The 21967-nt window shown below is 52.5% G+C and carries 21 protein-coding genes; 7 read left to right on the forward strand and 14 right to left on the reverse strand.

Going from position 1 to position 21967, the window contains the following annotated elements; all coding sequences use genetic code 11:
- Positions 1–145 precede the first annotated feature (145 nt).
- The 7 genes from CWI76_RS07955 (at position 146) to CWI76_RS07985 (ending at position 9714) form a co-directional block, all read left to right on the forward strand.
- The gene (locus CWI76_RS07955; protein WP_126759801.1) at positions 146–706 is read left to right on the forward strand and encodes an Hsp20/alpha crystallin family protein; all 561 of its coding nucleotides are present in this window, start codon (positions 146–148) and stop codon (positions 704–706) included.
- A 97-nt stretch (positions 707–803) separates the two neighbouring features.
- On the forward strand, positions 804–3644 hold the full coding sequence (gene clpK / locus CWI76_RS07960) for a heat shock survival AAA family ATPase ClpK (protein WP_126759802.1): 2841 nt from the start codon (positions 804–806) through the stop codon (positions 3642–3644).
- 68 nt (positions 3645–3712) lie between these two features.
- Positions 3713–3850, forward strand: a complete 138-nt coding sequence (locus tag CWI76_RS11825) for a hypothetical protein (protein ID WP_476742302.1) — start codon at positions 3713–3715, stop codon at positions 3848–3850.
- The gene (locus CWI76_RS07965) at positions 3847–6321 is read left to right on the forward strand and encodes a putative bifunctional diguanylate cyclase/phosphodiesterase (RefSeq protein ID WP_241967988.1); all 2475 of its coding nucleotides are present in this window, start codon (positions 3847–3849) and stop codon (positions 6319–6321) included. The genes CWI76_RS11825 and CWI76_RS07965 overlap by 4 nt, the downstream gene beginning before the upstream one ends.
- Positions 6322–6423: 102 nt before the next feature.
- The gene (locus tag CWI76_RS07970) at positions 6424–6894 is read left to right on the forward strand and encodes a phosphate-starvation-inducible PsiE family protein (RefSeq protein ID WP_126759803.1); all 471 of its coding nucleotides are present in this window, start codon (positions 6424–6426) and stop codon (positions 6892–6894) included.
- A gap of 185 nt (positions 6895–7079) precedes the next feature.
- Positions 7080–8234 (forward strand): S1C family serine protease, encoded by a 1155-nt coding sequence (locus tag CWI76_RS07980; RefSeq protein ID WP_126759804.1) that lies wholly within the window; start codon positions 7080–7082, stop codon positions 8232–8234.
- A gap of 331 nt (positions 8235–8565) precedes the next feature.
- The gene (locus CWI76_RS07985; protein ID WP_126759805.1) at positions 8566–9714 is read left to right on the forward strand and encodes a dicarboxylate/amino acid:cation symporter; all 1149 of its coding nucleotides are present in this window, start codon (positions 8566–8568) and stop codon (positions 9712–9714) included.
- Positions 9715–9800: 86 nt separating this feature from the next.
- Here CWI76_RS07985 and CWI76_RS07990 read toward each other — a convergent pair whose 3' ends face one another.
- The 14 genes from CWI76_RS07990 to CWI76_RS08055 all read right to left on the reverse strand — a co-directional run bounded on the left by CWI76_RS07990 (position 9801) and on the right by CWI76_RS08055 (position 21967).
- Positions 9801–10430, reverse strand: coding sequence for a YiaD family glycine zipper/OmpA-like lipoprotein (locus CWI76_RS07990; RefSeq protein WP_198678582.1), 630 nt, complete (start codon positions 10428–10430; stop codon positions 9801–9803).
- A gap of 90 nt (positions 10431–10520) precedes the next feature.
- Positions 10521–11000: a DUF4199 domain-containing protein gene (locus CWI76_RS07995; protein WP_126759806.1), complete on the reverse strand. Its 480-nt coding sequence runs from the start codon at positions 10998–11000 to the stop codon at positions 10521–10523.
- A 36-nt stretch (positions 11001–11036) separates the two neighbouring features.
- On the reverse strand, positions 11037–11738 hold the full coding sequence (locus CWI76_RS08000) for an RNA polymerase sigma factor FliA (RefSeq protein WP_126759807.1): 702 nt from the start codon (positions 11736–11738) through the stop codon (positions 11037–11039).
- Positions 11739–11743: 5 nt separating this feature from the next.
- A complete protein-coding gene (locus CWI76_RS08005) occupies positions 11744–12235 on the reverse strand; it encodes a hypothetical protein (RefSeq protein WP_126759808.1) in 492 nt (163 codons plus the stop codon).
- A gap of 7 nt (positions 12236–12242) precedes the next feature.
- Positions 12243–14345 (reverse strand): flagellar biosynthesis GTPase FlhF, encoded by a 2103-nt coding sequence (gene flhF, locus CWI76_RS08010; protein ID WP_126759809.1) that lies wholly within the window; start codon positions 14343–14345, stop codon positions 12243–12245.
- The gene (gene flhA / locus CWI76_RS08015) at positions 14342–16426 is read right to left on the reverse strand and encodes a flagellar biosynthesis protein FlhA (protein WP_126759810.1); all 2085 of its coding nucleotides are present in this window, start codon (positions 16424–16426) and stop codon (positions 14342–14344) included. The genes flhF and flhA overlap by 4 nt, the downstream gene beginning before the upstream one ends.
- Positions 16423–17565 (reverse strand): flagellar biosynthesis protein FlhB, encoded by a 1143-nt coding sequence (flhB, locus tag CWI76_RS08020; protein WP_126759811.1) that lies wholly within the window; start codon positions 17563–17565, stop codon positions 16423–16425. The genes flhA and flhB overlap by 4 nt, the downstream gene beginning before the upstream one ends.
- A gap of 61 nt (positions 17566–17626) precedes the next feature.
- Positions 17627–18565: a flagellar motor protein MotB gene (gene motB, locus CWI76_RS08025; RefSeq protein ID WP_126759812.1), complete on the reverse strand. Its 939-nt coding sequence runs from the start codon at positions 18563–18565 to the stop codon at positions 17627–17629.
- 2 nt (positions 18566–18567) lie between these two features.
- The gene (motA, locus tag CWI76_RS08030) at positions 18568–19431 is read right to left on the reverse strand and encodes a flagellar motor stator protein MotA (protein ID WP_126759813.1); all 864 of its coding nucleotides are present in this window, start codon (positions 19429–19431) and stop codon (positions 18568–18570) included.
- Positions 19432–19490: 59 nt separating this feature from the next.
- The gene (gene flhC, locus CWI76_RS08035; RefSeq protein WP_126759814.1) at positions 19491–20036 is read right to left on the reverse strand and encodes a flagellar transcriptional regulator FlhC; all 546 of its coding nucleotides are present in this window, start codon (positions 20034–20036) and stop codon (positions 19491–19493) included.
- A gap of 21 nt (positions 20037–20057) precedes the next feature.
- Positions 20058–20357, reverse strand: coding sequence for a flagellar transcriptional regulator FlhD (locus CWI76_RS08040; RefSeq protein WP_126759815.1), 300 nt, complete (start codon positions 20355–20357; stop codon positions 20058–20060).
- Positions 20358–20517: 160 nt separating this feature from the next.
- On the reverse strand, positions 20518–20787 hold the full coding sequence (locus tag CWI76_RS08045; RefSeq protein ID WP_126759816.1) for an EscU/YscU/HrcU family type III secretion system export apparatus switch protein: 270 nt from the start codon (positions 20785–20787) through the stop codon (positions 20518–20520).
- Entirely contained in the window at positions 20787–21548 is a 762-nt protein-coding gene (locus CWI76_RS08050; RefSeq protein WP_157980819.1) for a flagellar hook-length control protein FliK, read from the reverse strand. The genes CWI76_RS08045 and CWI76_RS08050 overlap by 1 nt, the downstream gene beginning before the upstream one ends.
- Before the next feature lie 59 nt (positions 21549–21607).
- Positions 21608–21967, reverse strand: a complete 360-nt coding sequence (locus tag CWI76_RS08055) for a flagellar protein FliT (protein ID WP_126759818.1) — start codon at positions 21965–21967, stop codon at positions 21608–21610.

Raw genomic sequence — 21967 nt, forward strand, 5'->3', positions numbered from 1 at the left:
ACCCAAGCAGGCAGAAAGAAGGAGGTGATACCTACAGATGAGCAGTCGAAGTCAGCGAAACATCCCGTGTTGCCTGGGCGGCTATCCATAGCCGCAGGCAAACGAAGTGAGTGAGATTCTTTAATTTTTCTTCTGGAGGTGTGACATGGACATTGATTTTAAGAAATTGGCTCCCTGGAACTGGTTTAAGAAAGAGCAGGAAGAACAACAGAGCACTGCCTCGCTGTCCGTGCAGCGCAATGACCTGCCGGTGGCAGGCGGTCCCATCCTGCAATTGCATCGCGAGATCGATCGCCTGTTTGACGATGCGTTTCGAGGCTTCGGCTTCCCGGCGCTGGCCATGCCGCGATGGTCGTCGGAGTGGCCGGACATGCTGAAGCCGGCGCTGGACATTCAAGAAACCGACAAGCAGTACAAGATTTCCTTGGAGGTTCCCGGCGTCGAGGAAAAGGACATTCAGATCACGCTCGACAACGACGTGCTGATGGTACGGGGCGAGAAGCGCCAGGAGCAGGAAAAGAAGGAAGGTGGCTTCCATCGCGTCGAACGCTCCTACGGCAGTTTCCAGCGTGTCCTGAACCTGCCTGACAACGCCGACCAGGAATCGATCAAGGCCGCATTCAAGAACGGCGTGCTCACGATCTCGATGGACAAGCGCGAGGCCAGTGCGCCTAAGCAGGGCCGCTCGATCCCGATCAACGACTGACGCCGATCGGCTCGTTCTCCACAGAAAAACCAAGTGAAAGGCAAGGCGCCGTGACCTTCGGTGCCTCGTCAAATGAGTCCTGTTAAGGAGCATCATCATGGTCAGAAAACAATGCCGAATCTGCGGCCAACCCGCCACGGTGCGGGTGGAAGCCAATCTCAATGGTCGCCACAGCACTATACAGTTGTGTGACGATCACTATCGCCAACTGGTGCGCCAGCAAAAGCGCACCGTCTCACCGCTGGAAGCCTTGTTCGGCTCGCGCAGCGGGCTGTTCGAAGACTTCCTTGGCAGCGACCTCCTCCGCATCGGTGACGACGCACCGTCCATGGCGGCCGATACCGACGAGGTCGTCGATGCCTCTTTCGGCGAATCTGCTCCCGCAACGGCGGGCACGGCACGCCGCCGCGGCAGTGGGCTGGCCAGCCGTATCAGCGAACAGTCTGAGGCCCTGTTGCAGGAGGCCGCCAAACATGCCGCCGAATTTGGCCGCCCCGAAGTCGATACCGAACACCTACTGTTGGCTCTCGCCGACAGCGACGTGGTGAAGACCATCCTGGGACAATTCAAGATCAAGGTCGATGACCTCAAGCGGCAAATCGAATCCGAAGCCAAGCGTGGCGAGAAGCCGTTTGAGGGCGAAATCGGCGTATCGCCCCGGGTCAAGGACGCGCTCAGCCGCGCTTTCGTGGCATCCAACGAACTCAGCCACGCCTATGTCGGCCCAGAGCATTTTCTGATCGGGCTGGCCGAGGAAGGCGAAGGCTTGGCAGCTAACCTGCTGCGCCGTTACGGCCTCACGCCGCAAGCGCTGCGCCAGCAGGTGAGCAAGGTGGTCGGCAAAGGTGCCGAGGATGGCCGCGCCGAGACGCCGACCAACACGCCCGAGCTGGATAAATACTCGCGAGACCTCACCAAGATGGCGCGCGAGGGCAAACTCGATCCGGTCATCGGTCGTGCGCAGGAGATCGAGACCACCATCGAGGTGCTGGCCCGGCGCAAGAAAAACAACCCGGTGTTAATCGGTGAGCCCGGCGTCGGCAAGACCGCCATTGTCGAAGGACTGGCGCAGCGGATGGTCGCCGGCGAAGTGCCCGAGACGCTGCGCGACAAGCGCCTGGTGGAACTCAACATCAACGCCATGGTGGCAGGCGCCAAGTACCGCGGCGAGTTCGAGGAGCGCGTGCAGAAGGTGCTCAAGGAAGTGACCGAGCACCAGGGCGAGATGATTCTCTTCATCGACGAGGTGCACACCATCGTCGGTGCAGGCCAGGGTGGCGGTGAAGGCGGTCTGGACGTCGCCAACGTGTTCAAGCCGATGATGGCGCGCGGCGAACTGAACCTGATCGGCGCCACCACGCTCAACGAGTATCAGAAGTACATCGAGAAGGACGCCGCGCTGGAGCGTCGCTTCCAGCCGGTGATGGTGCCCGAGCCAACGGTAGCACAGACCATGATGATTCTGCGCGGCCTGCGCGACACCTTCGAGGCGCACCACAAGGTCAGCATCACCGAGGATGCGATCATCGCCGCCGCCGAGTTGTCGGACCGCTACATCACCGCGCGCTTTTTGCCTGACAAGGCCATCGACCTGCTCGACCAGGCGGCCGCACGCGTAAAGCTGTCGGCCACGGCCCGCCCGGTGGCGGTGCAAGAGCTGGAGTCCGAACTGCACCAGCTGCGGCGTGAGCAGGACTATATGGCCTCGCGAAAACAGTACGACAAGGCCGCCGAGCTGGGCAAGCGCATCGAGGCCAAGGAGACTGAACTCAAGAAGCTCGTCGAGGAATGGGAACGCGAGCGCGCCTCGGGTAGCGCCGAAGTCAAGGCCGAGCATGTCGCGCAGATCGTCTCGCGCCTGACCGGCATTCCGGTCAACGAGCTGACGGTGGAAGAACGCGAGAAGCTGCTGCATCTGGAGCAGCGGCTGCACGAGCGCCTGGTGGGCCAGGACGAAGCGGTGCGTGCGGTGGCCGATGCCGTGCGGTTGTCGCGGGCGGGCTTGCGCGAGGGCAGCAAGCCGGTGGCGACTTTCCTGTTCCTTGGGCCGACCGGCGTGGGCAAGACCGAACTCGCCAAGGCGCTGGCCGATTCCATCTATGGCGATGAAGGTGCGCTGCTGCGCATCGACATGTCCGAGTACGGTGAACGCCATGCCGTGGCACGCTTGGTGGGCGCGCCTCCGGGCTATGTGGGCTATGACGAGGGCGGCCAGCTCACCGAGAAAGTACGGCGCAAACCCTACAGCGTGTTGTTGCTCGATGAGATCGAAAAAGCGCACCCCGATGTCTACAACATCCTGCTGCAGGTATTCGACGACGGGCGGCTTACCGACGGCAAGGGCCGGGTGGTGGATTTCACCAATACCATCATCATCGCCACCTCGAACTTGGGCTCGGACATCATCCAGCGTCGGCTGAAGGCCCGTAGCGCCGGCGGCGAGGAATACGTGAAGACCAAGTCTGAGGTGATGGACGTGCTGCGCGGACACTTCCGCCCCGAGTTCCTCAACCGCATCGACGAGATCATCGTCTTCCATGCGCTGGGCAAGGAGGAGATCCGCCATATCGTCGGCCTGCAGCTCGATCGCGTGGCGCGCAACGCCGCCAGCCAGGGCGTGACGTTAACCTTCGACCAGACCTTGATCGACCACTTCGCGGAGGAAGGCTACAAACCCGAGTTCGGCGCGCGCGAGCTCAAGCGGCTGATCCGCAGCGAGCTGGAAACCGCGCTGGCACGCGAAATGCTCGGTGGTGGCATCGGCAAGGCCGATCACGCCAGTGCCCGCTGGGATGACAAGGCCGAACGGGTGGTCTTCGAGCGCCAGGAGCCACCCGCGAAGCCGGCCGAGCCCGATGCCGCGAACGTGGCCGAGGCACCGCCGAACGGCGAGAGCAAGGTTACGCGCAAGAAGAAGCCGGCGGGCGGCGAATCTTGAGCAATCTTGAGCGATGGGAGGCTGTCGTGTCCGACCCCAACGGGCTGACATGGGCAGCCACCGTCGTGGTGTCGCTGGCGGTCGCTGAATCGACTCAGACACGCATCGACCAAGCCACCAATCGCGTGCCAGCCAACAAGTTGGCAGAGAAGCCCAATTGCGTGCAGTGCCAGCACCTCTTTTCACCGGAGACCCCATCGAGATGACCACAGCGTCGGTAGAGGACATCACCGATCTCAGGAGGATCGAGCAGGCGCTGAACTCTATGCGCCTACAGCGAGAAGAGTTGGCCAGCCACGTTCCCGGTATGCTTTACCAATACCGTCTTCGTCCGGACGGCAGCTCGCACTTCCCTTATGCCAGCGCGAAGATACGGGAAATATACGGGGTTGCACCGGAGGATGTTGTTGAAGATGCCACTCCTGCGTTCGCTGCGCTCCATCCTGAAGACCGCGACCGTGTGCATGAAACCATACAGGCGTCGGGGCAGTCACTCGCGCTTTGGCATGACGAGTACCGGGTGCAGTTTCCAGACGGTCGGGTGATCTGGGTCGAAGGCGAGGCGTCGCCTGAAGCCATGCCTGATGGGAGCATCCTCTGGCACGGCTATATCCATGATGTCACCTCACGCAGAAGATCCGCGGAAGAGCTTCGCCTTGCGGCTAAAGTTTTTGAGCACGCAGGAGAGGGCATCCTCGTTACGGACGCTCAAGGCCACATTGCCAACGTCAATCGGGCGTTTTCCGTGATCACTGGTTATTCGCGGGAGGAAGTAATGGGCCAGACACCTCGTCTGCTCGAGTCCGATCGCTATGAAGATGAGTTCTATCAGACCGTTTGGCAGGCTCTGCGTGAGCACGACTACTGGCACGGAGAGCTCTGGTGCCGACGCAAGAACGGCAGTCAGTTTGCCGCGCTGCTGACGATCAGCGCAGTCCCGGATATGCGGGGCAATATCGAGCATTACGCAGCCATGTTTTCCGACATCACACCGCTGAAGGAGAACCAGCAACAGCTTGAACGCGTTGCTCATTACGACCTGCTCACCGGCTTGCCCAATCGACTATTGCTTGGAGACCGCCTTAAGCAGGCCATTCGTCAGGCACGTCGGCGTGGCATGCACCTGGCGGTTGTCTTCATCGATCTGGATGGGTTCAAGAAGGTCAACGACCAGCACGGCCACGGAGTCGGCGACAAATTGCTTTCCGTCCTGTCCAGGCGTATGACGCAGGTGTTGCGCGAAGGCGATACCTTGGCCCGTCTTGGTGGTGATGAGTTTGTCGCTATTCTGCTCGACCTGCCGGATATTTCCGTCAGCGTACCGATTCTCGATCGCCTGATCGAGGTGGCTGCACAGCCCGTACCGATTGGTGACGCACTGTGCGAGGTGAGCGCGAGTATCGGTGTGAGCTACTACCCGCAAGGCGAAGATATCGACGCCGACCAACTGCTGCGGCAGGCAGATCAGGCTATGTATCGTGCCAAGCAAGCCGGCAAGAATCGATATCACGTTTTCGATACGGAGAAGGATCGTACACTGCGCACCCGTCACGAAGGATTTGACAGCATAGAGAATGCACTTGCCAATGGGCAGTTTCTGCTTTATTACCAACCTAAGGTCAACATGCGCACCGGTGAGGTGCTGGGCGCCGAAGCCTTGATCCGCTGGCAACATCCGACGCGTGGCTTGTTATCTCCTGCCTCCTTCATACCGATCATTGAGAACCATCCGCTCGGGATTGACGTGGGGGAATGGACCATCGAGGCTGCACTGACCCAGATCGAAGTTTGGCGCAAGGCCGGCCTTCATGTCCCGATTAGCGTGAATATCGGTGCGCGGCACTTGCTGCAACCGGACTTCATCACGCATCTACGGGGTATGTTGTCACGTCATCCCGGCGCCCAGCCGCAAGACCTTGAGCTGGAAATCCTCGAAACCAGCGCCGTGGAGGACTTCGTTCAAGTGTCTCAGTTGATGGCGCAGTGCGAGAGGATGGGGTTGCGTTTTGCCCTCGACGATTTCGGCAGCGGCTATTCATCGCTGGCCTATCTGAAGCGCCTGCCCGCGCACCTGCTCAAGATCGACCAAGGTTTTATACGCGACATGCTCGAGGATCCGGACGATATCGCCATCCTGGATGCGCTGCTGGCACTGGCAAGGTCGTTTGGCAGGAACTGCATCGCGGAGGGAGTCGAATCCATTCGGCATGGTGAAATGCTGCTGCGTATGGGATGCGAGTGGGGCCAGGGTTATGCCATCGGGCATCCGATGCCGGCGCATGAATTCGAGCAATGGCTACACACCTGGCAGGTACCCTTATCCTGGAAGGGATTCAAACCTGACAGTCGCTCCGCGCTGCCCGTACCGTTCACATACGTCGACCACCGGGTCTGGATTTCCCAGATGATCGACTATCTGTCAGGTAAGACCCAAGTGCCGCCTCAACCCGAAGCACTCCAATACTGGCGGGATCAAAGTGGCCGCCCTACGTTCTTCGGCAAGGACCCTGATGATCAGGTCGATGTCCTGCATCAGAGCATCCAGCAGTTAACGCACACCCTGAGTGAAATGAAAAATACCGGCCGTGTCGAGGCATTGAGGGCGGGTATCGACAAGTTGCAACATTTGCAGGCGGATCTGCTGGAGTTGCTGCCGCCAGACCAGAAGCCGGATTGATGCCATGCACGGGACAAAGGGTTGACGTGCAAAAGGCTGATCGAGTCGTCTTCTCGCACTCCCCGTTCCATTAACGTTTCATTGAAAGAGAGAGCAACGCTTATGCATAAAGAATCTGACCACACGACCCTTGACGAGATGCGCGCCCAGTGGCGGTTGATGACGGTTTACGAGCGCTTCGAGCAGGTCATCGCCCTCGTTCTGTCGGCGGTCATTGCCGTCATCATCGTGGTGTCGCTGTTCCAGCTGATCGCTATCGTCTTCACGCTGCTGGTCCTCGATGCCTTCAATCCCCTGGATCACAAGGTATTCCAGAAGGTGTTCGGCATGATCATGACGCTCCTGATCGCGATGGAATTCAAGCATTCCATCGTGCGCGTGGCGCTGCGTAAGGAAAGCATCATCCAGGTCAAGACCGTCATTCTGATCGCAATCCTGGCACTGGCCCGCAAGTTCATCATCCTTGCCCCCGACGTTGATCCTGCCAAACTGGCCGCCCTGGCGGGGACGATACTAGCCTTGGGTCTGACCTATTGGCTCATGCGTGAACGCGACGACCGGATGAGCGAGTAATTGGACCATGACTCTTTATAGTCTAGACGATCGACACGATGCCAGATCGAGGCACCGCTGGCTCAATCGCTTTCAAACCTTGTTGCTGGTTTTGACCCTGCTGAAGGTCGTTCGCCCCGATTTGTCCGCCACGCCGGGGCCTGAGCGGCCTTTTGGCGTTAAATCACTCTAAAGGAGCTTCCGTCATGTCTTCCCCCAGTCCTTACCTACAACGCCCAGCACCGGATCATTTCGTCCGGCGCTGGCTCGTCATCACTGCGTGCGTTGCAGCACTCATGTTGTTCTGGCAGTTCCTGCCCGCCATCGAAGCCTGGTTCAGCCCGCGCCAAGCCGCTGAGCGCACCGTCACGCCGCGTGGCGATCTGGCCGCTGACGAACAGGCCACCATCGAACTGTTCGAAAAATCACGCGCCTCGGTGGTCTACATCACCACCGCGCAGCTAGTGCACGACGTCTGGACGCGCAATGTCTTCTCCGTGCCCCGCGGCACGGGATCGGGCTTCATTTGGGACGACGCCGGCCACGTGGTGACCAACTTCCACGTGATCCAGGGGGCATCGTCTGCCACGGTCAAACTGGCCGACGGTCGCGATTATCAGGCTGCGCTTGTTGGCGCCAGTCCTGCCCACGACATCGCGGTACTCAAGATTGGCGTCGGCTTCAAGCGCCCGCCGGCGGTGCCGGTGGGCACCAGTGCTGATCTCAAGGTGGGGCAAAAGGTCTTTGCCATTGGCAATCCCTTCGGGCTCGACTGGACGCTCACCACTGGCATCGTTTCCGCGCTCGAGCGCACGCTCGACGGCGAAGGTGGCGGCCCTGCCATCGAGCACCTGATCCAGACCGACGCCGCTATCAACCCCGGCAATTCCGGTGGCCCGCTGCTCGATTCGGCTGGGCGGCTGATCGGCATCAATACCGCCATCTACAGTCCGTCTGGCGCCTCGGCCGGCATCGGCTTTGCAGTGCCCGTCGATACCGTCATGCGCGTGGTGCCGCAACTCATAAAGACCGGCAAGTACATCCGTCCGGCGCTGGGCATCGAGGTGGATGAGCAGCTCAACACGCGTCTGCAGGCGCTGACCGGCAGTAAGGGCGTATTCGTATTGCGCGTGACGCCGGGCTCGGCGGCGCACAGGGCCGGGCTCGTCGGCGTCGAGGTCACCGCCGGCGGCATCGTGCCCGGCGATCGCATTTTCAGCATCGACGGTATCGCCGTCGACGACGTCACCACATTACAGGCCCGGCTAGACGACAAGCATGTTGGAGATGTTGTGGTCTTGTTAGTGGAGCGGGCCGGCAAGACTCGCGAGATGCTTGTGGAACTACAACCGGGAGTTTGATGGAAAGTGGGTCATGGATCTGCACAGCGAAGCAGCCAAGCGACTTCAGCCTTGTGCCGAACTACGAGCCCTAGCTAGTGCAGTGGGGGGAAGGCTGTTTAGGTTAAATGGGATATTTACACCCAGTCTCCCACTTATCCCGGTTTGGGATTGGGTGATCAGGAGCCGGTTCTGAAAAAAACACAAATATTTGCACTTTTTTCGCAGTTTTTTTGCACTCCGTAGGTGCTCCAAAATATTTATACGTTATTGTTTTTAAATAGTATGTTAGATTCTGCATCGGGAAATAACCGAACTCTCGATACCAATAAAACCAAAAAGTGAGAACACCATGGGTTTAATTATTAAACTAGTTCTAGGGATTGTGATTGGTACCCTAATTGGGCTTTATACGCCTGATTGGGTGACTCAACTATTGCTGACGTTTAAAGAACTCTTCGGCCAACTATTATTCTTTACCATTCCGCTATTGATTTTGTTTTTTATCACGAGCGGTATCGCTGGCTTACCACAGAATTCTGGCAAGCTTCTTAGTCGCACTTTAGGTATTGCCTACATTTCAACTATTGTTGCGGGTACTATTGCGTACTTTGTCGCAAGTTTTGCGGTACCGATGTTGACCACTGCCGCTAGAACTACGCAAACAGCCGATGCGGCGGTATTAGAGCCATTTATTACACTCGATATGCCGCCCGTGTTTGGCATCATGACAGCACTGGTTTTGGCCTTTATTTTTGGGTTGGGTATTACCGCGACCCGCGCAGAGCAACTCAAACAAATCTCCGATCAAGGCCGAGATATTATTGAATTATTGCTCGGTAAAGTGATTATTCCATTGTTACCGTTTTACATTACTGGCGTTTTCGCTGAAATGGCTGCCGCAGGTACTGTATTTAGCACGCTAAAGACCTTCGGCATCGTACTCCTATTGGCCGTAGCTTTGCATTGGGTGTATATCATCAGCATGTTTACCATCGCTGGATTAAAAGCCGGTATCAGCCCCATTACGCTCATCAAAAACATGTTGCCAGCATACTTCACCGCATTAGGCACCATGTCGAGCGCAGCAACCATTCCGGTAACTTTGCGCAGCGCCAAAGCAAATAAAGTGAATGACGATGTCGCTAACTTTGCCATTCCATTGTGTGCAACAACACACTTGGCCGGCTCGACTATTACCATTGTCAGCTGCACCATCGCGGTGATGTATTTGCACAGCGCATTAGCAATTCCATCATTCTTAACCATCCTGCCATTTATTTTTATGTTAGGTGTAGTGATGCTGGCGGCGCCGGGTGTTCCTGGTGGAGCGGTGATGGCGGCGGTAGGTCTATTGGGTTCCATGCTGGGCTTTGGTGAAACCGCCATTGCCTTGATGATCGCATTGTATATGGCACAAGACAGCTTCGGTACGGCGTGTAACGTGACCGGCGATGGAGCGATCGCACTTTTGGTGAATCAAGCGTCTAAGGCCGAATAAAACAACCTAATTCGTTTTGAAGAAACGATCAAAAAAGCCGCTGATATCAATCAGCGGCTTTTCTTTATTACAGCAAGACCTTCAGATTATGCCTCGTTCGGCACAATACGTAATTCAACGCGACGATTGAGTTGCCGTCCATCAGCGGTACTGTTGTCCGCTATCGGCATAGTTTCACCATAACCCACGGTGGTCACGCGACGCTGATCGACACCATTACCCACCAAGTGATTACGCACCGCTAACGCGCGGTTCTCTGACAAACGTTGGTTGTAGTTGGCATCGCCAGTACTATCGGTATGACCTTCCACCAGCATGGTGGTTTTCTCATAACGGTTGAGCACCTTTGCAACATCAACAAGCACCGGATCAAAGCTTGACGCAATGGTCGTGCTATCCACAGCAAACGTCACATTACTTGGTAATTGCAGACGAATGTTGTCGCCATCACGAATGACTTGAACGCCGCTACCAGCGAGCTCTTCACGGAACTCGCGCTCTTGCTTATCCATGTAAGCACCTATCGCTCCACCTGCAATGGCACCGGCGACAGCACCCCATACATAACGGCTTTTATCGTGATCGCCGGTACCTTTACCAATAACGGCACCAGCAATTGCACCAATCGTAGCACCTTTTTGAGTGTTACTCATGTTGGCGCAGCCGGTTACCACAAGCGAAGATACCGCCACTGCGACTGCTAATTTCTTCATCATGCTGATATTCCCTTTTGCAACTGAACGTTACATACAATTTAGCACAGTAAAGAAATTCTGCCGTGGTGTTTGCTTGAAATTAACGCTTCGTTATTTCGCATTACGCACGAATAATGCAACGACTGCCGAGGTAATAATCCCCATAGCGACGGCACCAATAACGGCCTGCACCATATAGCTCTGTAGCGAAAAGTAATCCAGCGCCTGAGCTTCGGTCATGTTGCCACTACTCACTGCATACTCGACCATATTGGCGAAAAAGTGCGGGGAAACGAAGGTGTGTGCGAGCCACTGTGTAAGCGGTGACAATATGGCAACGACGATGGTTACGCCAACGCCACACATAAACCCTTGCTTCCAGGTCATGCTGCCATTGAGTTCGCGCACACGCTTCTCACGCAAAGCCAACACATAAATAGCGATAGCGACAATTGCGAATAAATTAGTCCACATCATATGTTGCGCTATATACGTACTATGCAATCCCACTAAACGCTCTAATAACAACCAGAGCAGCATCGCTACGCTAAAAATAAAGCCCCAACGAATTTCTAATTTATAATTATTCATCAAGCACCTACTTGTACTTTGAGTACGCTGTTTGGGTTAATCGGTGGCAACCCGTGCTCGAATTCGCTTGATCGCTTGGCTATGTAACTGCGATACACGTGATTCGGTAACATCGAGTACTGCGCCAATCTCTTTGAGGTTTAGTTCTTCCTGATAATAGAGCGTCATCACTAATTTTTCACGCTCTGGGAGCATATCAATTGCTTCTATTAATAGCTGTTTTAACTGCGCATTGCCAATTTGTGCTTCCGGTTCTGCATCTTCGTCATCGTTTGTTTCACTGCCCGGAGCATCGGCAACCACGTCGTCATACGATAAAACCAAGCCATTATTAGTGTCCAACAAAAGTTGATGATACTCGGCCAACTCAATCTTGAGCGCTGCAGCGATTTCCCGCTCCTCTGGAGGTCGTCCTAATTGCTGTTCCAGTTTTCGTATGGTTTGCTCAAGTTCACGTCCATTGCGACGTACGCTGCGCGGTAGCCAATCTCGGCTACGTAATTCATCAATCATCGCACCACGAATACGTTGATGGGCGTAAGTTGAAAACGCCACGCCAGAATCAGGATCAAAGCGGTCGACACAGCTCAGTAAGCCTTCAACACCAGCTTGAATCAAATCATCCACGTCAACGCCTGCGGGCAGTTTAACTTTCAAATTAAACGCTTGGCGCCGAACCAGTGGATAATACTGTTCGATAATACTGTGTTTGTTGAACTTACCTTCAGCTGTATACATAATTTTCAGCCCGAAAATACTAATACATCAATGTTGAAATACTGGCGCGCTACTTGCTGAATGTTCGCCAACAGCCCTTTTCGCGCCATCGGCGGATGCAGCGCAATAATTCTTCGCGGCCCATTCACTTCATGAATTCGTTTTAACGCCCGATAAGCCCGCTGAAAGCTATCTAAATCGCCTTCTACCCAGATCGCCCAGCGCGGATAGTTTGCCACCAACTTATCAAATTCAGGGTATTCCAAAGATACCGGAATCACACGCCATCGTTCAGCAGCACCAACCCATTTCATACCATCTTCTGCCCAGCGATGAAACACTGAAGCTGCCTTCAGCGCATACTCTTCATTCAATTTAGGCAACCCAAGTACTACAACTTGTTCCAGGTTATCGGCCGCTTTCGTCGCCGACACTTTTTCTGATACGGCTTCGTTTGCCTGGTCATCGCCATTTCGTTTGGCTGCCCACTGCCGCAAACTCGCTGCCTGATCACTCATATTAAACTTATGCCTCTATTTCTCGGCCTGCTGCCACTAACGACTCATAGGCATGCATCACATGCAAAATTGCGGGAAGCAGTTTATCACCTTGAACTCGACCGCGCTTGCCACTAATGCTCAGAAGCTCGCCTCTTAACCCAGCAAACTGCGCGGCGCTATGATATTCAACGTGCAAGGTTACTGCAGCTAATGCGCCAGCTAAGGCCAATTGAGTGTCGCCGTCTAAATCAAATTTCCCTAAAGCGCGCCATGCCAGACGCGTCAGTCGCGCATATTCTTCCAGCTGCATCATGGTGCGCGCGCGCTCAACCACTTGTTCTGCGGTACAATGGCCATCAGCTAACCAATAGCGGCGCTGGATTGGATTCTTACTCGGCCCGCCATGCAATTCGGCATACACCACTTGAACGAGTTGCTGACTCTGTTCTGACTCGGCCGCAGCAATCGTTAACTCAAGGCGACGCCGTTCGCCACGATAAAGAATTGTGTGCTTACTCAGTGGAATACCGTGTTTTTTGACGAGTTCACTGACCGCTCTCGGTTGACCCTGAACAGTTACTTTGTGGTTCAAATTTAACGTGGCCAACCAACCTGTTTGATGTTCAGAGAAAACCTCAAGTAGCTCGGTTTGCGGCAGGTAATCAAATAGTTGTACCGGCGCTAATGCCATATCCGGTAGCACTGGCGCATCTGCGCTGCGCAGAACCGGCGGCACTAATGGCAAACCTTGCTTGTTCAAGCCCAAATGTGGGGTTAGATGATGCCAGCCTTGCAACGGTTGCGGCGCGGCCCAACGAATCATATTCAATTCGTCTGGAAACGCCGCATTCATCCAGTTTTCAGGCAAGACCCGCTGTTTCCAAGCCTGCACGAAGTCTTGAAAATGTGGCACCTGATTTCGCAGCGCCTGCATACTCGATTGAATGAGATGGCCGTGCGCAAATACCTGCGACGGTTCCAGCTTTTCATTGCCTTGTTCCCACTCACTTTCTGCTAAGGCCGATTGGCTGACATCCGCCGTTAACGAATCAGCAACTAATTGCTCTACATCTGGCACTTGAATGTCTTCAGGTACGCGTTGACCTGTCGAGGTTGCCTGAACCGTCAGCTTATGTCGAATCACGGTATCCAAAACACCCCCCATGCGGGCGGTTTCATCCAGCTTGGTCAAAATACAATCTTGGATAATTAAATCACTTACACTGGCAATGCGCTGGTAAATACGAGCGACTTCATCCAACGTCTCTTGCTGCGCTGCCGCATTTAGCAATAAGACAATACGGGTCGAGTCTCGTTTTTCGGCGCTACCGAGCGCAGCAATTTTTTGCGCTAAACGCTGATCACGCTGGCTCATACCAACGGTATCAACCAGAACCAAACGCTTGCCTTGCATCTTCTCGGCTAATGAATCGAGTGTATCGCCATCTGCCAATGCATGCATTTGCACGTCGAGCAACTCCGCATATATCGCCAACTGTTGTTGCGCACCAATACGGTAGCTATCAGTGGTCACCAGCAGCAAACTATCATTACCATGTTGCATTACGTAATTCGCGGCTAGTTTCGCGGTTGTTGTAGTTTTGCCTACCCCTGTAGGCCCAACGAGTGCCATCACGCCTTGATGCTGAACAAGCTCCCAATCGTGTACTTGCATCTCTGATTGATGAGAAATTCGAGCAACAATTTGCTGCTGTAGCCACTTCAGTGCTTCGGGATAGGTTTTATTCGAATGATTCAATGCCGAGGGTAGCAACGCAACTAACTGGCGACTCAATGTATCGCTGTAGCCACCTGCACGTAGCTGTCGATACAGCCGTTTACGATTATCATCAGCTACTTTATCGCCTTGCTGTTGATGCAGCATGGCACGCATATCTTGGACATCGCTTAGTAACTGTTGAGCAATACCAGAAAAATCGGGGGTTGCTGTTGCATCAATATCTTCAGCATCATGAAGTTTAGCCAAATCTGCTTCACCAATGGCATAAATTTCTGCGCCCTGCGTTGTCTTACGTGATGAAACAATTACCGCATCATCACCTAACGCATCGCGAACTTTGCGCATTGCATCTTTGTGGCTGGCTGCTCGGAAGCGCCTAATGGTCATTGTGACCCTCCAATAACACTGACTACTTTAATGGTTCTGTCATCTGGAATTTCGGCTTGCGATAATACCACTAAATCACGTAGCTGGCGGCGTAAGAAGTGCGACAATAATGGACGCAGCTGATGTGGCACTACGAGTACCGGCGCCAACCCTAATGTTTCGGCATGATGCAACGCTTTTTGTGTTTGTTCTTGTAGCGTTACCGCCAAACCTGGCTCCAATGAGCTGTTCTGCTGCAGCGCTTGTGAAAGCATGTTTTCTAACGAAACATCTAAGCCGATAACCTGCAACTCGCGCTCACCACCGAACCATTTTTGCGTGATATTGCGACCTAGGGCAATACGGACACGCGCCGTCAATTCATGCGCATCGGCTTGCTGGCCTTCAAACTCAGCTAACGTATCAAAAATTGTGCGTAAATCGCGAATCGACACGTCTTCTTCAAGCAAGTTTTGTAGCACACGCTGCAATGTGGTTACGGTAACACATTTCGGCACGACATCTTCGACTAAGGCTTTGTTTTCTTCCGACAACTTATCAACAAGCTGTTGCACTTCTTGGCGACCTAACAAGTCCGATGCATAACGTTGTAATAAGTGATTTAAATGGGTGGCAACTACGGTGCTTGCATCAACCACGGTATAGCCGTAAATTTGCGCGTGCTCGCGTTGATCTTGGCTTATCCACTTCGCCGGCAATCCGAAAGCTGGGTCTGTCGTATCAATGCCTTCTACTTCACCGCTTACTTGCCCTGGATTGATCGCCAACCAGCGATCGGGATAAATTTCAGCGCGACCAATTTCACCGCCTTTTAATGTGATGGTATAGGTATTTGGATTGAGTTCGAGGTTATCGCGAATGTGCACAACAGGCGGCAAAAAACCAACTTCTTGCGCAAATTTCTTACGCACGCTTTTAATGCGACCGAGTAACTCGCCTTGCTGCGTATCGTCAACCAAGGCAATTAAACGATGACCAACCTCCATACCCAGCGTATCAACCAATTGAACATCGTTCCAACTCGCTTCTGGTGCGCTAAATGATGGCGCTGGCGCGACTTGTTCAGATTGCGCAGTAGCGGCCTTTTCCGCGGTTTGTTGCTGGTGAAGGTACCACGCGAAACCACCTAACATTGCGGTAAACAACAAGAACACGAAGTTGGGCATTCCCGGCACTAAGCCCAACAAGCCAATAACACCGGCAGCAAGCATCAAAACCTTCGGGCTAACAAACAGTTGTTTAATTAACTGCTGACCCACATCTTGCTCGGTATTCACGCGTGACACGGTCACACCGGCTGCGGTTGAGATAATCAGCGCAGGAATTTGCGCAACCAAGCCATCACCAATGGTCAACAACACATAAGTTTCTGCTGCAGCGCCGGCGCTCATATTGTGTTGCATGACCCCAATCAAAAGACCACCAATGATGTTTACCACCATGATGATCATACCGGCGACAGCATCACCGCGAACAAACTTACTGGCACCATCCATTGAACCATAGAATTCTGCTTCTTGTGCGACTTCCTGACGACGACGACGGGCCTCTTCTTCACCGATTAGGCCAGCATTCAAATCAGCATCAATTGCCATTTGTTTACCCGGCATCGCATCAAGAGTGAAGCGAGCGCCCACTTCGGCTATACGTCCTGCACCTTTGGTGATAACCATGAAATTGATGACGACGAGAATTAAGAACACCACCAAACCAACGGCAAAGTTACCGCCAACCAAAAACTGCCCGAACGCCTCTATGACTTTACCGGCCGCATCGCCACCATTGTGCCCTTCCATCAAAACAACACGGGTTGAAGCAACATTCAATGACAAGCGCAACAGGGTAGAAAACAATAGCACGGCAGGAAAAGCCGCAAACTCAAGTGGCTTCTCAGTGAACATGCTCACCAATAAAACCATCAACGACAGGGCAATATTAAACGTAAATAAGAAATCCAGCGCGAATGGCGGTAACGGCAGTACCATCATCGCTAAGATCATGAGGATGAGTACCGGGCCGATTAAAACCTGCAAGCGCGCCGAGCTAAAGCTTCCTGCTAGCGCATTCATGTTTAACTTCATTGTGCCGGTACCTCGTAATCATCAGGAACTGAAATATTGGTTGGTGTTGGTGGCTTTATTGCAGCCCCTTCACGAGCACGTTTTAATTGAAATGCCCAAGCTAAAACTTCGGCTACCGCGGTATACAGCGGAGCAGGAATTTCATGTCCCAGATCAACATGCATATGTAATGCTCGGGCTAGCGGTGGTGCTTCTAATCGTGGCACCTGATGCTCATCACCTAATTCACGAATACGCTGTGCCACGAGATCGGTGCCTTTCGCAACCACGCGCGGGGCGCCCATATTACTATCATCGTATTTCAATGCCACCGCATAGTGTGTCGGGTTAGTTACAATCACATCGGCTTTAGGAACTTCGGTCATCATGCGCCGGCGTGCCATAGCTTGTTGCTGCTGTCGAATCTTACCCTTAACGTGGGGGTCACCCTCGGTTTCCTTGTTTTCACGTTTCACTTCTTCTTTGGACATTCGCAATTTTTTGGTGTGCGTGAACAACTGAAACGGCACATCAAAAGCAACAACAACCAACAAGGTTAGTATCATCAAAAAGCAAGCGAGCGCAGCCATACTCATGGCTTCGCCTAGCGCCTGTTTCACTTCAAGACTCATTAAACGTAGAAAGTTCGCTTTCTGGTCCCACAAAAACAGCATCAGAACACTGCCAACCAACACCGTTTTCGCAATGGCTTTGCCAAGTTCAGCCAGGGCTTGGCTTGAAAATACGCGTTTTAACCCCTTGATTGGATTTAGCTTACTAAGCTTTGGTGCCATTGCCTTTGCCGACACCACCCAACCTCCGAGTAGGGCTGGCGCGACGAGCGCCAACACCATCATTACGGCAAACAAAGGGAGTATCGAGAGTAACGCAGATTGCCCGAGCTCTAATACGTTCTGCAACATTGGACCAGATTCCGATACCTGCAAACGTTCGAATAAAAACGCCTGCTCCATCACCAAGCCAAGATTCTGATACATGGTGCTACCTAGCGCCCAAAGCATCACAACGCCGCCAAACAAGATCACAAAAGTGGTCAGCTCGCGCGATCGCGCAACCTGACCTTCTTCCCGAGATTTTTGTAACCTGCGGGCGGAGGGTTCCTCTGTTTTTTCTTGGTCACTTGTTTGCTCTTCTGCCATGACAGCAATTATTGCTGATGATATGCAAGAGCGAAGGGTCGAAAAAAGGGGTTAGAACCCCTTATTTCTGTTTTGTTTGATCCGTTGCATTCGTGGCGCGCTGAAACTCTTCGTTCAGTTGCTGAACATCCGGTTCGAGGCGCGCATCGAGCTCTTCTTGATCTTGCGGGAAAAAGCCCTGGCGTTTAATAAATTCCGCCGATTCAAATGTGTGTACCACAATCGTAATTCGGCGGTTACGGGGGTCGTCTGGTGCCGTGCCATCCAGTGGAATCCGATCGGCGGCGCCCATTACCAGTAACAGCCTTTCGGGTTCAAATCCACCGTCTAGCAACGCTTTGCGCGATTCGTTCGCACGGTCAGCAGAAAGCTCCCAGTTACTATAGCCACGCTCGCCGCCAGCATACGGGAGGCTATCGGTATGACCACTAATGGTCACTTCATTCGGAATTTCATTTAATAATGGCGCTAACGTTCGAAGTAAACGTTCCATATAGGGCGCGATACGGTCACTTCCCACCTCAAACATGGGTTTCGTCTCGGTATCCAGCATCATGATGCGTAATCCCTCACGGGTCACATCAAATTGTAACTGTGCTTTTAAAGCTCGTAACACTGGGTCCGCTTCAATTGCAGATTCAACGCGACGACGAATTTCATTAAAATGCCGACGCACATCCGATGGGCGAGTCTCACGACGCAAGTCAATTCTCGCTTGTTCACCTTCCATATGCGTTGGGTCGGCACCGCCACCTTGAATAACACTTGCGGCATTACTTGAGCGTTCGCCGCCAGCCATCGAAACCAAAAGTGGTGTACGAAAGTATTCCGAAATGCTTTGTCGGTCTTTTTCGCTCGACATCGACAAAATCCACATCACCAAGAACAACGCCATTAAAGCCGTCATAAAGTCCGCTAGCGCAATCTTCCAACTGCCACCATGGTGCTTTTTGACGATTTTCTTTCGTCGAATAATTATCGGGCGATGGTCTTCAGCCATGACTACTGCTCCGCTTTCGCACCACGAACATGGTCTTCGAGTTCAGTAAAGGTTGGACGCTCAGAGGTGTGCAGTGCTTTTCGACCGAACTCTACTGCCAACTGTGGCGCATAGCCATGCATGCTTGCCAACAAAGTAACACGTATCACTTGTAACGTTTTCACAAGTTCGGCAACTTGACGTTCAACTCGGCTTGCTAATGGGTTAATAAAACCGTAACCCAATAGAATACCCAAGAATGTCCCCACTAGAGCGTGAGCAATCATCGTACCCATAACGTCAGGGGGAACATCAGCCGTGCTGAGCGCACGCACCACGCCAAGTACCGCCGCCACGATACCAAACGCAGGCATCGCATCACCGACTTTATGCAATGCATCACCAGGTATTTCGGCCTCTGCTTCAAACGTCTCTATTTCGTGCAACATGAGTTCATCAAGCTCTTGTGGATTCATGTTGCCACTGATCATGAGACGCAAATAGTCGGCGATAAAATTCAACATCATGGTGTCTTCAAGAACATCGGGGTGTTCTTGGAAAATGGAACTTTCTTCTGGATTTTCAATATCTCGCTCTACGGCTAACATGCCATCGCGGCGCATTTTATTGAGCAATTTGTAGATGACCGCGAGAAGTTCAAGATAGGTTTCGCTATTGTACTGTGTCGAACGCTTAAAACGCTTTACTGACTGCAACGTTGCTTTAATCGCTTTACCATTATTGGCGGCAATGAAAGAGCCTACACCGGCACCACCAATAATTAGTAACTCAAGCGGCTGAAAAATAGGCCCTAAAGCTCCGCCGGCTAAAACAAAGCCGCCAAATACGGAAAAAATGACTACAACAAAACCGATAGCTATTAACACGGCCGCTTCCTTTTTCTAAAAACACATCTAAGAAGTTTATCGGCGCGAACGCTTAAGACTTAAATATCTTTTCGCGATTTTGAGGTTTTTTGCTTGAGCGGCTTACCCGCTCTTGAGGGAGGTTGACACACCCCACAAATATAATCCGCATCGGGTGTATGAGCATGATTAACAAATTGTAGCCCGCAGCAATTGCATTTAGACAACTGGAACATATCACTTTCAAAGAAACGCACTAATGTCCAAGCTCGCGTTAGCGCCAGAACCTCTTCTTCACCGCTCAGTTGAATATGTTCTTGGTAGAGTTTGTAGGCTTTAATAAATGCCTGCATCCGTTCCAGTTTCTGCCCTTCTCGCAAGCGCGAATATATATTGAAGAAGAACGACGAATGGACGTTAGGTTGCCATGTCATGAACCAATCGGTTGAAAATGGCAACATTCCTTTGGGAGGTGATTTGCCTGAAACTTCTTTATACAACCGAACTAAGCGGCCGCGATTCAAACTCACCTCTGATTCTAAAACTTGCAACCGAGCACCAAGTTCAATGAGCTCTATTGCAAGCTGTACCTGATTGAGTTCTTCAAGAAGTTTCTTAGCAGTCATCAAGGATTCTTTATGTTTAGGTTAAGCGGAAGCCATGTGCATCGCTATATGAGTTGCCTGCATACCGGTGTCACGCTTGTTAGTCAAAATCGCTTTTAAGTGGCTTACCGAACCCAAATTAGGTTGTAGAAGACTTTGCGGCTGACGCGCCAACATGGTTAATTCCTTCGCAGACATATCAGCAATAAGATCAGCTAATTCATCGTCGATTTTTAATCGGAAAATTGCGGTATCGCGATCTTCGACGATTAATTTCTGAACCAACATCAGGTAACTGAAATTTAATTCCTGAAGTTCAGAAATAGTCTTACTGTGACTCATGGGGGCATTTCTCCAACACTGCTGTTTATTTTTCTTTCTTTAAGCGATCTTTAACAAATCTTACCACTGTTGGTCAATAGTAAAGATCAATCTTTACAGCCTACATTACATACCTTATTGTTTGTTTTTTGTTAATTGAAGCGAGGTATAAAACGTAAAGTCAGCGGCTTGCATCAACCGATTTTGCCCAAATCAACAATTCCGCAACAACAAGCCAAAGCGTTTGCGGTATATATTCATCAAGATCAATTTGCGATAAAAGATCGACCAGTTCTGGTGAATCGTGGACAAACACATTATGCTCGCTTGCCAGCGCTATAATCTTATCGGCGATCAAACCTTCCCCTTTTGCGACTATTTTAGGTGCCGGTTCGAATTCCTGATATCGCAAGGCAACTGCCTTTTTGGTTTTTGAAAGGTCATCTGCCATCACGGTAACCTCGACACTGGAATGCTATCAATCTCCACGCCGGCTCCTAGTCGCAAGCGCGCCATTAAACGGGTTGTTGCTTCTTGCAATGATGCAACCAACGGTTCTGCACATTGTAGCTGCATCGTAAGATGCTTTTGTGACAGCCGCATTTGCGCGCGGATCTCGCCCACCTGCGGCAGGGTGAGCTTTAATTCACTGGTCCATGCCGGCGGTTCTGGCTCTTCTCCTTGTTTACGGCGTTGTTCATCGCGCCAACGTTGTACCAAAGGATTCACATCTGGTTGCACTAACCACTGCAAATGCGCTTGTGGCCACAATTCAGATTCAATACGAATAATACCCGAATTCAGCAACTCAAGTTGCTGACCTAAAATCGCTTGTATTTGTGGTGAGCTTGCTCGAAATTGCCCAAGGTTTTGTGGTTGCTGGCGTACCTGCAGGAATGGGACTTTCTCTGCTGCCCACCGGGCTAATAACGCTTCGTAAAATAATCCTGAGTCTTTCACAATTGTCTGTAATCGCCCCATCAACGTGAGTGTGTCGAGCTGCGTTGACGCTGGGAATAAAGGTGCATCCGGCTTGATATGCCCACCCATTTGCTGCGAAGACGGTTGCATTTGTTGTGGTACTTGTTGTTGAAACGACTGAATCAATTGGATTAGCCGAGCAATTTGCTGACCGGCTTGACTAAATTCGGTGGTGCTTGCGGTAGCTTGTATGGGAGCCACTGGCAAGGTGTGGCGAGGGAGGAGGTCCACCGTTGAACGTTGCTTGGCAACTTGGTGGACCAAAGTATCCAAAAGAGGAGTTATACTACTCAACTGCTATAGGTGTGCTCGAGCTTCTGCTTTTTCTGCATGCTGAGCAACGTCTGCTCCAACATGGTGCGACGCGCGACTAACCGCTCCCGAATCTCACGGTCTTGATCCATGATGGTGCTCAAAAGTTGTAACTTGCTAAGTTGCTGGTCCTCAGACAACTTAACTCCGGCTTCGGCATGGCTCAACCGCTCAACCTCACGAACGTACTCGACTTCCGTTTCAATTAAGGCTTCCCAGTCTTCGTTGCGCACACTGGCGAGCATTCTGTTCGAATGTTCCAGTAGCGTCTGATACGACATAATGACCTCCGTCGGTGACATCAGGTAGTCACGTTGTAGTTTTGGTTGCGCGGCCAC

It is taken from the genome of Pseudidiomarina marina (assembly GCF_003987045.1).
GTDB classification, from domain to species: Bacteria; Pseudomonadota; Gammaproteobacteria; order Enterobacterales; family Alteromonadaceae; genus Pseudidiomarina; species Pseudidiomarina marina.

Coding starts and splice junctions, on each gene's coding strand:
- CWI76_RS07955 (WP_126759801.1), top strand. CDS start 146: ATGGACATTGATTTTAAGAAATTGGCTCCCTGGAACTGGTTTAAGAAA.
- clpK (WP_126759802.1), top strand. CDS start 804: ATGGTCAGAAAACAATGCCGAATCTGCGGCCAACCCGCCACGGTGCGG.
- CWI76_RS07965 (WP_241967988.1), top strand. CDS start 3,847: ATGACCACAGCGTCGGTAGAGGACATCACCGATCTCAGGAGGATCGAG.
- CWI76_RS07970 (WP_126759803.1), top strand. CDS start 6,424: ATGCATAAAGAATCTGACCACACGACCCTTGACGAGATGCGCGCCCAG.
- CWI76_RS07980 (WP_126759804.1), top strand. CDS start 7,080: ATGTCTTCCCCCAGTCCTTACCTACAACGCCCAGCACCGGATCATTTC.
- CWI76_RS07985 (WP_126759805.1), top strand. CDS start 8,566: ATGGGTTTAATTATTAAACTAGTTCTAGGGATTGTGATTGGTACCCTA.
- CWI76_RS07990 (WP_198678582.1), bottom strand. CDS start 10,430: ATGATGAAGAAATTAGCAGTCGCAGTGGCGGTATCTTCGCTTGTGGTA.
- CWI76_RS07995 (WP_126759806.1), bottom strand. CDS start 11,000: ATGAATAATTATAAATTAGAAATTCGTTGGGGCTTTATTTTTAGCGTA.
- CWI76_RS08000 (WP_126759807.1), bottom strand. CDS start 11,738: ATGTATACAGCTGAAGGTAAGTTCAACAAACACAGTATTATCGAACAG.
- CWI76_RS08005 (WP_126759808.1), bottom strand. CDS start 12,235: ATGAGTGATCAGGCAGCGAGTTTGCGGCAGTGGGCAGCCAAACGAAAT.
- flhF (WP_126759809.1), bottom strand. CDS start 14,345: ATGACCATTAGGCGCTTCCGAGCAGCCAGCCACAAAGATGCAATGCGC.
- flhA (WP_126759810.1), bottom strand. CDS start 16,426: ATGAAGTTAAACATGAATGCGCTAGCAGGAAGCTTTAGCTCGGCGCGC.
- flhB (WP_126759811.1), bottom strand. CDS start 17,565: ATGGCAGAAGAGCAAACAAGTGACCAAGAAAAAACAGAGGAACCCTCC.
- motB (WP_126759812.1), bottom strand. CDS start 18,565: ATGGCTGAAGACCATCGCCCGATAATTATTCGACGAAAGAAAATCGTC.
- flhC (WP_126759814.1), bottom strand. CDS start 20,036: ATGACTGCTAAGAAACTTCTTGAAGAACTCAATCAGGTACAGCTTGCA.
- CWI76_RS08040 (WP_126759815.1), bottom strand. CDS start 20,357: ATGAGTCACAGTAAGACTATTTCTGAACTTCAGGAATTAAATTTCAGT.
- CWI76_RS08045 (WP_126759816.1), bottom strand. CDS start 20,787: ATGGCAGATGACCTTTCAAAAACCAAAAAGGCAGTTGCCTTGCGATAT.